Here is a 13,851-nt window from a genome sequence, read left to right as displayed (position 1 = left end):
CCGGTCGGCTATAACGGTGAACATCCGTTTTCTTTAAGGGCTTCGTCACCATCGGCGCCCATTCTGACCGTTACGGGGTGGGTCGGCACGGACGGTCGTGATGGAGCTTGCGGAGGCGCGGACGCCCATACGGGTCGTGATCGCGGATTGTGACGCGGGCCGCCGGGCAGCGCTCGGTGATGTGGTCCAGCGATTCGATCCCACGGCCGTGATCGACGAGGCGACGTCCGGTCAGGCTTTGTGCGACATCTTCCTCCGGCATCGACCGACCCTGGCCTTCGTCGGCCTCCAGCTGGAAGATCTGAGCGGGCCCGAGGCGGTCGCGGTGGCGCGGCGCGCGGGCGCGGAGCCGCCCTGCCTGGTCCTCGTGGCCAACCGTGTTCTCGCCCAATGGCAGGAGATCGCCACGAGCCTCGGCGCCTATGAGGTGCTCAAGACGCCCCTCGACCCGAGCCATATCGAGCAATTGCTCCACGCCAATGCCCGCCGTCGGGCGCCGACGCGGGCGCTGCTCGCCTGCTCGTCTCCGGCCGGGCGTTCGGCGATCAGCCGGGTCGTGGCCCGAAGCGGCTTCACCATCGAACTCGACGAGACGGATGACGGCCGCCACGCCCTCAAGCTCCTGAAGCTCGCGGCCTATGACTTTGCGTTCATCGACGTGAAGCTCACCGGCATCGACGGGCTGGAACTCGCCTGCCAGATCCAGCCTCTGGGCCTGGCCACCCGCATCACCCTCCTGACCACCTCCGAGCCGGAGTCGGTTGCTCAGGCGGGCCGCTATTTTGGTGTCGACGCGGTGCTGCGGATGCCGTTCTACGCACGCGACATCGACCTTGCCCTGCACAACGCGCTGGGCCTGCGCCGGCCGTATCTCCTGAACGCGCTGACGGCGCCGCCGGCGCCGAGCGCGCTGCTGCGGATCGTCGATCTACCGAACGCCCGGCGCAAGATCGCCTGATCCCGCGCCGTGGGGATGGACCAGGTCACGGTTTCGAAAGGTCGAGACCTTTCGCGGGTCCATGGCGGAGCCCGGGTCAAGATCTTAGGGCTCTGCCCTAAGAACCCGCCAAAGGGATGAAGCCCTTTGGAAACCCGGTATCTTACGGCTCGAACAGGTTCTCAGACGTGGATGGCGCGCTTGTTCACCGCGAGCGCGGCTTCCTTCACGGCCTCGGTTAGCGTCGGGTGGGCGTGGCAGGTGCGGGCGATGTCCTCGGACGAAGCGCCGAACTCCATGGCCACCGCGACCTCGGCGATCAGGTTGCCAGCATCGGCCCCGACGATGTGGACGCCGAGCACCCGGTCGGTCTGGGCATCGGCCAGCACCTTCACGAACCCCTCCGTGGTGCCGTTGGCCTTGGCCCGGCCGTTCGCCGTGAAGGGGAATTTGCCGGCATTGTAGGCGATGCCGTCCTTCGTCAATTCCTCTTCGGTCTTGCCAACCGAGGCGACTTCCGGGAACGTGTAGACCACGTTCGGGATCACGCCGTAATTCACGTGGCCGGACTGGCCGGCCAGCATCTCGGCGATGGCGACGCCCTCGTCCTCGGCCTTGTGGGCCAGCATCGGGCCGGCGATCACGTCGCCGATGGCATAGATGCCGGTGACGTTGGTGGCGTAGTGCGAATCCGTCTGGATCCGGCCCTTGTCGTCCCGCTGCACGCCGACCGTGTCGAGGCCCAGGCCTTCCGTGTAGGGCACCCGGCCGATTGCCACGAGAACGACGTCGGCCTGGAGCGTCTCCGCTGCGCCGCCCGCGGCCGGCTCGACCGTAACGGTTGCGCCACCCTTCTTGCCGACCTCGACGCCGGTCACCTTGGTGGAGAGCTTGAAGGCGATGCCCTGCTTGGTCAGGATCCGCTGGAACTGCTTGCCGACTTCGCCGTCCATCCCGGGGAGCACCCGGTCCAGATACTCGACAACAATGACCTCGGCGCCCAGGCGCCGCCAGACCGAGCCGAGCTCCAACCCGATCACGCCGGCGCCGATCACGAGGAGCTTCTTCGGCACCCGGTCGAGTTCGAGGGCGCCTGTGGAGGAGACCACGACCGTCTCGTCGATGGTTACGCCCGGCAGGCGCGTCACGTCCGAGCCGGTGGCGATGACGATGCTCTTGGTCTCGAGCATCTGGTTGCCGCCATCCTCGGACACGACCTCGACGCGGCCGGCGCCTGCGATCCGGCCGGTGCCGTGGAAGGTCTCGACCTTGTTCTTCTTGAGCAGGAACTCGACGCCCTTGGTGTTGCCGGCCACGCCCTCGGCCTTGAAGCTCATCATCTTCTTGAGATCGAGCTTCACGCCGCTGACCTCGATGCCGAGATCGGCGAAGTGCTTGGTCGCCTCCTCGAAGGCCTCGGAGGCGTGGAGCAGCGCCTTCGACGGGATGCAGCCGACATTGAGGCAGGTGCCGCCGTGTGTGGCGCGCTTCTCGACCACGGCGGTCCTCAGGCCGAGCTGCGCCGCGCGGATCGCGCAGACATAGCCGCCGGGGCCGGTGCCGATGACGACGAGATCGTAGGACATGCAGGTTCGCTTCCGGTCGGTCGTGCCGCGTGCGGGACGGGCAAGGATAAGTCAGGTGAGGATCAGCGGCCGCCGCCGATATCGAGGATGGCGCCCGTGGTGTAGGAGGCTTCCTCCGAGAGGAGCCACACGATCGGCGCGGCGACCTCCTCGGCAGTGCCGGCGCGGCCCAGCGGGACAGCCGGGCCGAGACGCTCCACCCGGTCGGGCTCGCCGCCGCTGGCGTGGATCTCGGTGGCGATAATGCCGGGCGCCACCGCGTTGACGCGGATCCCCTCCCCCGCAACCTCGCGGGCGAGGCCGATCGTCAATGAATCGATCGCGCCCTTTGAGGCGGCGTAATCCACGAACTGGCCAGGACCGCCGAGGCGCGCCGCCACCGAGGACAGGTTGACGATCGCGCCCCCTGCCCCGCCACGCTTGGTCGACATCCGCCGCACCGCCTCGCGGGCACACAGGAAGCTGCCGACCACGTTGGTGTTCATCATCCGCTGGAGCCGGGCGAGGCTCATGTCGGCGACGTCCGCCTTCACATCGACCACGCCGGCATTGTTGACCAGCGCCTTGAGCGGGCCGAGCGCGTCGGCGGCCTGGAACAGAGCGATCACGTCGGCCTCGCTGCCGACATCGCCCCGTACGGCGAGCGCCCGGCCGCCCTGGGCGGTGATCGCATCGACCACGCCTTGCGCCGCGGCGGCATCCGACACGTAGCTCAGGCAGACCGCGTAGCCGCGCTCGGCCAGCAGCAGCGAGACGGCCCGGCCTATGCCGCGGCTGCCGCCGGTCACGATGGCGACGCTGGTTCTGTTCATCGGCTCACTCATGCGGCTGCGATGTGCTTCCTCTCGAACCGATCCGCCAGATCCTCCACGATCTGGGTCTCGATCCGGATCCGAGTCGCGTCGGGACAAAAATCGATCTCTTTCCCCTCGCCATCGAGGTTCCAGCCGAAGGTCCAGCCCTGCTCACCGACTGCGACCGTCCGGAAATAGGCTTCATCCTTCAGCGGCGCGAAGACGGGAGCTTCGGCGATCAGGTCCGACAGGTCGAGAACACCTTCGAGGCCGTCGTCGAACGTGACGCGGAGCGCCGGATAATCCAGAGCCTGTACGGCGGAGACCCGATGATGTGTCACGCGATCATCCCTCCACTGTAGCGGCCGGCCCGAATCTCCCGCCAGATGTAGGAGACCTGTTCGCGATCGGCATCCAGCCACATCTGGACCGCCTTGAGTTTCGTGCGCGACAGCTTTCCGCTGAGGACTTCACCGGTGGCAATCGAAAGCTTGGCTTCCTACCCGGCAAACAGCGCGTGCAGGTGGGGAGGCAGATGATCGTTGAGGAAGATCATGATCCGAACCCCCTCGACGATGGCGATGGTCGGCATCGATCAGGCCGCCTCCGATCGATGCCGACGTCACGGCGCCTGGACGCCGCTCAGAGATCCAGTACGAGCCGCGCCGGGTCCTCCAGCGCCTCCTTGACCCGCACCAGGAAGGTCACGGCCTCCTTACCGTCGACGATCCGGTGATCGTATGACAGCGCGAGGTACATCATCGGACGCGCTTCGATCTTGCCGGCACGGACCACCGGGCGCTCCTCGATGCGGTGCATGCCGAGGATGCCCGATTGCGGCGCGTTGAGGATCGGCGTCGACATCAGCGAGCCGTAGATGCCGCCGTTGGTGATCGTGAAGGTGCCGCCCTGCATGTCCTCGATGGACAGCTTGCCGTCGCGCGCCTTCTTGCCGAAGCCCGCAATAGTCTTCTCGATGCCGGCGATCGACAGGTCGTCGGCATTGCGCACGACCGGCACGACGAGGCCCTTATCGGTCCCGACCGCGATGCCGATGTGGTAGTAGTTCTTGTAGACGAGATCCTGTCCGTCGATCTCGGCATTGACCGCCGGCACATCCTTGAGGGCGCCGATCACCGCTTTGGTGAAGAAGCCCATGAAGCCGAGCTTCGTGCCGTGCTTCTTCTCGAAGATGTCCTTGTACTGGCTGCGCATGGCCATCACGGCCGACATGTCCACGTCATTGAACGTGGTCAGCATCGCCGCCGTGTCCTGCGCGTCCTTCAGGCGGCGCGCGATGGTCTGGCGAAGCTTGGTCATGCGCACGCGCTCCTCGCGCGACGCATCGTCCGGCGCGGAGGGTGCCCGCGGCAGGGTCGGGCGGGCCTCCTTGGCGGGCGCGGACGGAGCCGGACCCTTGGCGATGGCGCCGAGCATGTCGCCCTTGGTGACCCGGCCGTCCTTGCCGGAGCCGTTCACGCCCGACGGATCGACGCCGGATTCGCGGGCGAGCTTGGCCACCGCCGGGCCGTTGTCGCCGACCGGGCGCTGCTGGGCTGCGGGGGCCCCCGCTTCGCCGTGATTGCCGTAGCCGGCGGAAGATTCCTGGGCTGGCGCCTCGGCCTTGGCGGGGGAAGCGGCCTTCGGGGCCTCGCTTCGGCTCTCGGCCTTGGTCTCAGTGGCCGCTTTCGGAGCCGCCTTCTTGGCTGGTGCCACGCCGGCGCCCGCCTCGACGATCGAGCCGAGCAGGGCGCCGGGCTCCACGGTCTCGCCGTCCTTCACCAGGATCTCACCGAGCTGGCCCGCCGCCGGGGCGTTGACCTCCAGGGTGACCTTGTCGGTCTCGAGTTCGACGATCGGCTCGTCGGCCGCGACGATGTCGCCGGGCTTCTTGAACCACCGGCCGATGGTGGCCTCGCTCACGGATTCGCCGAGGGTCGGGACGAGGATGTCGGTAGCCATGTCGTTTCGCACTTCCGGATCGGTTCGGCCGTGCCGGACGGCCTGGACAGTGACGGCGGCGGCCCGAGCGGGCCGCCGCCAAATCCCAAAAATCAGACCGCGAGGGCCTCGTTGAGGAACGCCTGAAGCTGCGCCTGGTGCTTCGACATCTGGCCCACGGCCGTGGAAGCCGAGGCCGGGCGGCCGACATAGCGGGCCCGCTTGACCGCGGAGCCGGCCTGACCGAGCACCCATTCGAGGTAGGGTTCGACGAAGGCCCAGGAGCCCATGTTCTTTGGCTCTTCCTGGCACCAGATCACGTCGGCGTTGCGGAAGCGGGCCATCTCGTTGGCCAGCGCCTTGAGCGGGAACGGGTACAGCTGCTCGACGCGCATCAGGTAGATGTCGTTGAGGCCGCGCTTCTCCCGCTCCTCCAGCAGATCGTAATAGACCTTGCCCGAGCTCAGCACGACGCGGCGGATCTTGTCGTCGCGCACCAGCTTGTTGGGCGCGCCCTCCTCCTCTGCATCGTCCCAGAGGACGCGATGGAAGGTCGAGCCCTCGGCCAGCGCGTCGAGGTTCGAGACGGCGCGCTTGTGGCGCAGCAGCGATTTCGGCGTCATCAGCACAAGCGGCTTGCGGAAGTCGCGCTTCAGCTGCCGGCGCAAGATGTGGAAGTAGTTCGCCGGGGTCGTTACGTTGGCGACCTGCATGTTGTCCTCGGCGCAGGCCTGGAGGTAGCGCTCCAGGCGGGCGGAGGAATGCTCGGGCCCCTGCCCCTCGTAGCCGTGCGGCAGCAGCAGCACGAGGCCGGACATGCGCAGCCACTTGCGCTCGCCGGACGCGATGAACTGGTCGATCACCACCTGGGCGCCGTTGGCGAAGTCGCCGAACTGCGCCTCCCACAAGACCAGGGCGTTCGGCTCGGCCAGCGAGTAGCCGTACTCGAAGCCGAGCACCGCCTCCTCGGAGAGCATCGAGTTGATGATCTCGATGGATGCCTGCCCGTCGCGGATGGCGTTCAGCGGCGTGAAGCGCTGCTCGTTCTCCTGATCGATCACCACGGCGTGGCGCTGCGAGAAGGTGCCGCGCTCGACATCTTGGCCCGAGAGCCGGACCCGGTTGCCGTCGAGCAGTGTCGCCCCGAAGGCGAGCGCCTCGGCGGTCGCCCAATCGATACCCGTTCCGGTTTCCACCGCCTTGGCGCGGTTGTCCATGAAACGCTGGATCGTCCGGTGCAGGTGGAAGCCCGGCGGCACCTGCGTGATCTTCCGTCCGATCTCCTGCAGCGTCTCGGCCGGCACGGCGGTGCGCCCGCGGCGCGGGTCGTCCACGTCCTCGTGCACGGCCTTCACGCCGGACCACCGCCCGTCGAGCCAATCGGCCTTGTTGGCCTTGTAGTTGTTGGCGACGTCGAGCTCGGTATCGAGCAACTGCCGGAACTCGGCCTTGCGAGCGTCCAGCGCCTCCTGGGTGACGGAGCCGTTCTCGACCAGCTTGCGGCCGTAGGTCTCCAGCACCGACGGATGCTTGCGGATCCGCTGATACATCTTCGGCTGGGTGAAGGCTGGCTCGTCGCCCTCGTTGTGGCCGAAGCGGCGGTAGCACAGCATGTCGATCACGACCGGCTTGCCGAACTTCTGGCGGTACTCGACGGCGACCTTCGCCGCGAAGGTGACGGCTTCCGGATCGTCGCCGTTGCAGTGGAAGATCGGCGCCTCGACCATCTTGGCGACGTCGGACGGATAGGGAGAGGAGCGCGAGAAGCGCGGATCGGTGGTGAAGCCGATCTGGTTGTTGATGATGAAGTGGATCGAACCACCGGTACGATGGCCCTTCAGGCCCGAGAGGCCGAAGCACTCCGCAACCACGCCCTGGCCCGCGAAGGCGGCATCGCCGTGGATCAGCAGCGGCAGCACCGTGCGGCGCTCGATGTTGGGCTTGGCCCACTGGTCCTGCTTGGCGCGGACCTTACCGAGCACCACCGGATCGACGATCTCCAGGTGCGATGGGTTGGCGGTGAGCGACAGGTGGACGTTGTTGCCGTCGAAGGCGCGGTCCGAGGACGCGCCCAGGTGGTACTTCACGTCGCCCGAGCCCTCGACCTCGGCCGGGGAGGCCGAGCCGCCCTTGAACTCGTGGAACACCGCCCGGAAGGGCTTCGCCATCACGTTGGTCAGCACGTTCAGCCGGCCGCGATGGGCCATGCCGAGCACGATCTCGCGCACGCCGAGCGCGCCGCCGCGCTTGATGATCTGCTCCATGGCCGGGATCATCGCCTCGCTGCCGTCGAGGCCGAAGCGCTTGGTGCCGGTGTACTTCAGATCGAGGAACTTCTCGAAGCCCTCGCCCTCGATCAGCTTGTTGAGGATCGCGCGCCGGCCCTCGGGGGTGAAGGAAATCTCCTTGTCCTTACCCTCGATGCGCTCCTGGATCCACGCCTTCTCGGCGGGGTCGGAGATGTGCATGAACTCGACGCCGAGCGTCTGGCAGTAGGTCCGCTCCAGGATATCGACGATCTCGCGGATCGTGCCGAACTGGAGGCCGAGCACGTTGTCGAGGAAGATCGGCCGGTCCCAGTCAGTCTCCTCGGTGAAGCCATAATGCTGCGGGTGCAGCTCCTCGTGATCGCCCCGCGGCGCAAGGCCCAGCGGATCGAGCTTGGCGTGCAGGTGGCCGCGCATGCGGTAGGAGCGGATCAGCATGATCGCCCGCACCGAATCCTTGGCGGCCTGCTCGACCGAGACGCCGGTGGTCGCGGTGACGCTGTCCTGCGGCTTGCCGGGCTTGGCCTCCTTGGCATCGCGGGCGACGATCCGGTCGCCGACCGCCTTCTCCAGGGCGCCCCAATTGCCGTCGAGCGCCGAGACCAGCTCGCCGTTTAGCGGCACTGGCCAGTTCGGTCTCTCCCAGGAGGCACCGGCGGCGTTCTTCTCGACGAGCGTCTCGTCCTCGCCGAGGCCCTTGAAGAAGGCCTGCCACTCGGGATCCACCGAAGCCGGGTTGCGGGCATAGGCGGCCTGCAATTCCTCGATGTAGGCGGCGTTGGCGCCGTAGAGGAACGAGGTTTCGAGGAGCGCTTCGTTCACATCCTGGCGTGCCATGGTGCGTCCATCCTATCGCGCGGGCAGGCTGCCCTGCCCTTCAGGCGTTCCGTCCGCGCGGCGGATCGCCTTCAAACCGAAACGGGGCGGGTGGCCGCCCCGCTGAATTTATCGTCTGTCCGATATGGGTGTTGCAGCCCTGCGATGGCTGCAACGCTGTCGCCTGGAACTCAGCCCTTCAGGACCTCGACCAGCGTCGAGCCCAGCCGGGCCGGCGACGGCGACACGCGGATGCCCGCGGCCTCCATGGCGGCGATCTTGTCCTCGGCGCCACCCTTGCCGCCCGAGATGATCGCGCCGGCATGGCCCATGCGTCGGCCCGGAGGCGCCGTGCGGCCGGCGATGAAGCCGACCATCGGCTTCTTCCGGCCGCGCTTGGCCTCGTCACGCAGGAACTGCGCGGCTTCCTCCTCGGCTGAGCCGCCGATCTCGCCGATCATCACGATCGACTCGGTCTTCGGGTCGGCCAGGAACAGCTCCAGCACGTCGATGAACTCGGTGCCCTTCACCGGATCGCCGCCGATGCCGACCGCCGTGGTCTGGCCGAGGCCGGCATTCGAGGTCTGGAACACCGCCTCGTAGGTCAGCGTGCCGGAACGCGACACGATGCCGACCGAGCCCCGGCGGAAGATGTTGGCCGGCATGATGCCGATCTTCGACTCGCCCGCGGTGACGATGCCGGGGCAGTTCGGCCCGACCAGGCGCGACTTCGAGCCGATGAGCGCCCGCTTCACCCGTACCATGTCGAGCACCGGAATGCCCTCGGTGATGCAGACGATCAGCGGGATCTCGGCGGCGATGGCCTCGCAGATCGCATCCGCCGCGCCGGGCGGCGGCACGTAGACAACCGAAGCGTCGGCACCGGTGGCCTCGCGGGCCTCCGCCACCGTGTCGAAGACAGGCAGGCCGAGATGAGTCGCGCCGCCCTTACCCGGGGAGGTGCCGCCGACCATCTTGGTGCCGTACGCGATGGCCTGCTCGGAGTGGAAGGTCCCGTTCTTGCCGGTGAAGCCCTGGCAGATGACCTTGGTATTGGCGTCGATCATCACCGACATGATCAGGCTCCCTTCACGGCGGCAACGATCTTCTGGGCAGCGTCGTCGAGGTCGTCCGCCGGAATCACGTTGAGGCCGGAATTGCGGATGATCGCCTTGCCTTCCTCGACGTTGGTGCCTTCCAGGCGCACCACCAGGGGCACCTGCAGGCCCACCGCCTTGACCGCAGCGATGACGCCATTGGCGATCACGTCGCACTTCATGATCCCGCCGAAGATGTTGACGAGGATCCCCTTCACCTGCGGATCGGCGGTGATGATCTTGAACGCCGCCGTGACCTTCTCTTCGGAAGCGCCGCCGCCGACATCGAGGAAGTTCGCCGGCTCCTCGCCGTAGAGCTTGATGATGTCCAGCGTCGCCATGGCGAGGCCGGCGCCGTTGACCATGCAGCCGATCGTGCCGTCGAGCGCGATGTAGGCGAGGTCATATTTCGACGCCTCGATCTCCTTGGCGTCCTCCTCGGTCTCGTCCCGCAGGGCGACGATATCGGCGTGCTTGTAGAGCGCGTTCGAGTCGAACGAGATCTTGGCGTCGAGGCACTTGAGATGGCCGTCTGACGTGAGCACCAGAGGATTGATCTCCAGCATGCTCATGTCCTTGGACATGAACGCCGCGTAGAGTTTTTCCGTCAGCGACGCGGCTTCCTTGGCCTGGGCGCCGGTGAGGCCCAGCGCCTTGGCGACGGCGCGGCCGTGATGAGGCATCACGCCCGTGGCCGGATCGACCGCGATCGTATGGATCTTCTCGGGCGTGTCGTGGGCCACCGCCTCGATGTCCATGCCACCCTCGGTGGAGACCACGAAGGCGACTCCGCCGGTGACGCGATCGACCAGCATCGAGAGGTAGAACTCTTCGGCGATCTGCGCACCTTCCTCGATATAGAGGCGGTTGACCTGCTTGCCGGCCGGCCCGGTCTGGATCGTGACCAGGGTCTGGCCGAGCATCTCGCCGGCATATTGCTTCACCTCGTCGATCGACTTGGTGACACGCACGCCGCCCTTGGCGCCCTCGGGCGCGCCCTTGAAGGTGCCCTTCCCGCGGCCGCCCGCGTGGATCTGGCTCTTCACGACCCAGACGGGGCCGCCGAGCTCCTTGGCGGCGGCCTCGGCCTCCGACGGGTTGAAAATGGCCACGCCGCGGGAGACGGGCAGGCCGAACTCCTTCAGCACGGCCTTGGCCTGATATTCGTGAATATTCATCGGAGCCTCGTAGGGAGGAGCGAATAGGTGGAAGCGAACGGCGCGTCGTGAGATCAAGCGATCGGAAATTGGATCTCCGAACCCAACGCGCTGCCCGGTCTCCGCTTACCGGTCAGGCGAGGTTGCTGTCGACGCCCTTGCAGGCCTCGATCAGGCCCGTGACCGAGGCGACCGACTTCTCGAACATCGCCTTCTCGGCGGCGTCGAAGGTGACCTCGAGGACGCGCTCCACGCCGTTGGCGCCGATCACGATCGGCACGCCGATGAACATGCCCTTCACGCCGTACTGGCCGTCGAGATAGGCCGCGCAGGGCAGGACGCGCTTCTTGTCGCGCAGGTAGCTCTCGGCCATGGCGATGGCGGAGGCGGCCGGCGCGTAGAAGGCCGAGCCGGTCTTGAGCAGGTTCACGATCTCGCCGCCGCCCTTGCGGGTGCGGTCGACCATGGCGTCGAGCTTCTCCTGGGTGGTCCAGCCCAGCTTGACGAGATCCGTGAGCGGTACGCCCGCCACCGTGGAGTAGCGGGTCAGCGGCACCATGTCGTCGCCGTGGCCGCCGAGCACGAAGGCGGTGACGTCCTCGACCGAGACCTTGAATTCCTCGGCGAGGAAGTGGCGGAAGCGGGCCGAGTCGAGCACGCCCGCCATGCCGACGATCTTGTTGGTGGGCAGCCCCGAGAACTTCTGCAGCGCCCACACCATCGCGTCGAGCGGGTTGGTGATGCAGATCACGAAGGCGTCCGGCGCGTAGGTCTTAATGCCCTCGCCCACCGCCTGCATGACCTTGAGGTTGATACCGATCAGGTCGTCGCGGCTCATGCCGGGCTTGCGCGGCACGCCGGCGGTGACGATCACCACGTCGGCGCCCTTGATGGCCGAATAGTCGCTCGCGCCCGCATAGGTCGCGTCAAAGCCCTCGACCGGGGCGGCCTCGGCGATGTCGAGCGCCTTGCCCTGCGGCACGCCGTCGACGATGTCGAACAGCACGACGTCCCCGAGATCCTTGAGGCCGGCCAGAAGGGCCAGGGTGCCGCCGATCTGGCCGGCACCGATGAGCGCGATCTTGTTGCGAGCCATGTCGGATCCGTTTCCCTTGCGTGTCGCTATCGAGGATGCGTCGGGCGTTGCTGGGATTGCGCTTCCGTTCCGGTTCGCGGTCAGATTCGCGGCCCCAAATCTGCGCGGTTGTGTGGCCGAAAAGCACCGTCGCTTCAACCCGATGCGGGTCGAGCCTCGGCGTCGGCGTCGAGGCCCAGCTGCCGGACGGAGGCGCTTATGGATGGAGAAACGTCAGCGCGGCGAAGGTTTTAGGTGCAGTGCAACCTGGATCCGACGCGCGGCGAAGCTTCGATGACAGATTCCGAAAGCTGTCATTTGCACGTTTCGTCACCGACGGCGGTGCTGTGAACATCTGGACATAGCAAAGGCCCGGATTTAGGGTCCGGGCCTCGGAGAATCCGTCACGCTGGCGTCGGGTTTGTCAGAGAACCCCGGATCGCAGAACCCTCTGGATCGCGTGAATGACGGCGCCGAAGCGCGCCTCGATCAGATCGCGCGGCACTTCGGCATCATGCTGGATCGCCAGGGGATGCGTGAAGCGGTAGCTCGCATCGAAGATGTAGGCGATCGCCCGCTCCCGGTCCCGGGCCGAGAAGATCCCGGAGGTGATTCCCTCCTCGACGACCCGCTCCACGAGGCTGCGCAGGCGGACACGGTGCCGCCGGGCGATCGGCCGGGCCGCCACGGTGGCGTCGAGATGGACTGCGAACAGGTTCGGCTCGTCGACCAGCGCGTCGCGTTGAACGGTGGCCAGCGCGGTAAGGAGACGCTCGATCTTGTCGTCAGCCGGGTCGGGTGCGTCGGCGATGCCGGAGAGCCGGGCTTCGACCTCGCGCAGCCAGCGCCCTGCCACAGCGTCGAGGAGTGCGTCCTTCGACGGGAAGTAGCGGTAGACGTTGGCGTGGGTCATGCCCGCTTCGGCGGCGACGGCCACCACCGTCACGCGCTTGGGGCCGAGCCGGGAGAGATGCTCGGTGGCGATGCCGAGCAGCCGAACGTCGGCAGCTACGGGTGCGCGTGGCCTCGATCCGCCAGGCACATCAGCCGCGTCCCGGGGCGTGCCGGTATCGGCGACCTCGGCGACGGAGAGCTTAGATTTGGCGCTCAGCGCCTCTTCCTTGGACCCGTCAGATTCTGGCTTCAAAAAAGGCAGCGGAAGGCGGGAAGTGGACAGGTGGTAGGGCGAGACGGACCCCCATCATACCGGCTGAAGCGTCCCGGCGCTTCGCGTTGACGTTACGGCTTCCCCCCGGGAGCCCGTTAACCTGAGCGGATTTAGTCCGCTTAAACACTCCTATGTGTCAGTTTGCCTTGAGAAGGCAACAAATTTTTCTCGTTATCCCTGCGTCAGAAGCGGTTCTTCCACGCCCTAAGAGCGACGAAGACCGATTCTGGATCGCTTCCTGGTGGCAGATCGACGGATTTAGCCAGTGCAGGGACTGCGCAGCGCAGGAACGGGTTGGTGGCGCGCTCTGTGCCCATGGTCGAGGGAACGAGAAAACGGCTCTCCGCCTTCGCGGTTTCGGCCTCGGCGAAGCGGGTCTTGAGCGCTGCGTTGTCCGGCTCGGCCGCCAGGGCGAAGCGCGCATTGGAGAGTACGTAGTCGTGGCCGCTGAAGACTTGAGCGGAATCGGGGAGATCGTCGAAGCGCCGCAGGGATCGGTAAAGGGTCTCGGGCGGGCTCTCCATCACCCGGCCGCAGCCGAGGGTGAACAGCGTGTCGCCGGCGCAGACAAGCCCCGCCTCAGAAAACCAGTACGTGACGTGATCGGCGCAATGGCCCGGCGTCTCCCAGACCTGCGCGGTGAGACCGCCGACCTTTACCGTGTCGCCCTCCCGGACGGTGACATCCACCAGGGGGACTGCGTCGCCGGCTTTGGCGGGCGCGACGACCCGGGCGCCGGTGGCCTGCTTCAGCGCGGGGATGCCTTCGACGTGATCGGCGTGCCGGTGCGTCACGAGGATGTCGGTGAGCCGCCAGCCGGTCTCATCGAGCACCCTCAACACCGCGTCGGCCTCCGGCACGTCGATCGCCGCGCAGGCCCCGGTGGCGGGATCGCGAATCAGGACGCCGATATTGTCGCTGCGGCAGAGGAAGGTGCGGATCTCGGTCTGGGCGGCCATCGGGGGATTCTCCTCGGGGCGCAAACGCTGTCGCCGTGAACAGGCGGTCCCACG

The 13,851-nt window shown here is 66.9% G+C and carries 11 protein-coding genes and 1 pseudogene; 1 reads left to right on the top strand and 11 read right to left on the bottom strand.

Features of this window, described 5'->3' with window-relative positions; genetic code table 11:
• Positions 1–100: 100 nt before the first annotated feature.
• Entirely contained in the window at positions 101–958 is an 858-nt protein-coding gene (locus MKK84_RS04080) for a response regulator (RefSeq protein WP_243916777.1), read from the top strand.
• 161 nt (positions 959–1,119) lie between these two features.
• On the opposite strand, the gene lpdA is transcribed toward MKK84_RS04080, so the two are convergent.
• The 11 genes and pseudogenes from lpdA to gloB all read right to left on the bottom strand — a co-directional run bounded on the left by lpdA (position 1,120) and on the right by gloB (position 13,797).
• Positions 1,120–2,523, bottom strand: a complete 1,404-nt coding sequence (gene lpdA / locus MKK84_RS04075; protein ID WP_243916751.1) for a dihydrolipoyl dehydrogenase — start codon at positions 2,521–2,523, stop codon at positions 1,120–1,122.
• A 62-nt stretch (positions 2,524–2,585) separates the two neighbouring features.
• A complete protein-coding gene (locus tag MKK84_RS04070) occupies positions 2,586–3,335 on the bottom strand; it encodes an SDR family oxidoreductase (protein ID WP_409566436.1) in 750 nt (249 codons plus the stop codon).
• Between the two features lie 8 nt (positions 3,336–3,343).
• On the bottom strand, positions 3,344–3,658 hold the full coding sequence (locus MKK84_RS04065; RefSeq protein ID WP_243916749.1) for a DUF2442 domain-containing protein: 315 nt from the start codon (positions 3,656–3,658) through the stop codon (positions 3,344–3,346).
• Positions 3,655–3,804, bottom strand: a pseudogene (locus tag MKK84_RS35835) (hypothetical protein); the annotation flags it as partial. The gene MKK84_RS04065 and the pseudogene MKK84_RS35835, both read right to left, overlap by 4 nt.
• A 155-nt stretch (positions 3,805–3,959) precedes the next feature.
• Positions 3,960–5,279 carry a 2-oxoglutarate dehydrogenase complex dihydrolipoyllysine-residue succinyltransferase gene (odhB, locus tag MKK84_RS04060; protein ID WP_243916748.1) on the bottom strand — a complete coding sequence of 440 codons (1,320 nt, stop codon included), beginning with the start codon at positions 5,277–5,279 and terminating at the stop codon, positions 3,960–3,962.
• 92 nt (positions 5,280–5,371) lie between these two features.
• Entirely contained in the window at positions 5,372–8,362 is a 2,991-nt protein-coding gene (locus tag MKK84_RS04055) for a 2-oxoglutarate dehydrogenase E1 component (RefSeq protein ID WP_243916747.1), read from the bottom strand.
• 170 nt (positions 8,363–8,532) lie between these two features.
• Positions 8,533–9,417, bottom strand: a complete 885-nt coding sequence (gene sucD, locus MKK84_RS04050; RefSeq protein ID WP_243916746.1) for a succinate--CoA ligase subunit alpha — start codon at positions 9,415–9,417, stop codon at positions 8,533–8,535.
• A gap of 2 nt (positions 9,418–9,419) precedes the next feature.
• The gene (sucC, locus tag MKK84_RS04045) at positions 9,420–10,616 is read right to left on the bottom strand and encodes an ADP-forming succinate--CoA ligase subunit beta (protein WP_243916745.1); all 1,197 of its coding nucleotides are present in this window, start codon (positions 10,614–10,616) and stop codon (positions 9,420–9,422) included.
• Positions 10,617–10,728: 112 nt separating this feature from the next.
• Positions 10,729–11,691, bottom strand: a complete 963-nt coding sequence (gene mdh / locus MKK84_RS04040; RefSeq protein ID WP_091779812.1) for a malate dehydrogenase — start codon at positions 11,689–11,691, stop codon at positions 10,729–10,731.
• Positions 11,692–12,094: 403 nt separating this feature from the next.
• On the bottom strand, positions 12,095–12,712 hold the full coding sequence (locus MKK84_RS04035; RefSeq protein WP_243916776.1) for a TetR family transcriptional regulator: 618 nt from the start codon (positions 12,710–12,712) through the stop codon (positions 12,095–12,097).
• Between the two features lie 308 nt (positions 12,713–13,020).
• A complete protein-coding gene (gene gloB, locus MKK84_RS04030; protein ID WP_243916744.1) occupies positions 13,021–13,797 on the bottom strand; it encodes a hydroxyacylglutathione hydrolase in 777 nt (258 codons plus the stop codon).
• Between the last annotated feature and the right edge of the window lie 54 nt (positions 13,798–13,851).

Source organism: Methylobacterium sp. E-065, assembly GCF_022829605.1.
Classification (GTDB): domain Bacteria; phylum Pseudomonadota; class Alphaproteobacteria; order Rhizobiales; family Beijerinckiaceae; genus Methylobacterium.
The sequence above is the reverse complement of the archived record's forward strand: the minus strand, read 5'-3'. Positions and strand labels throughout refer to the sequence as shown.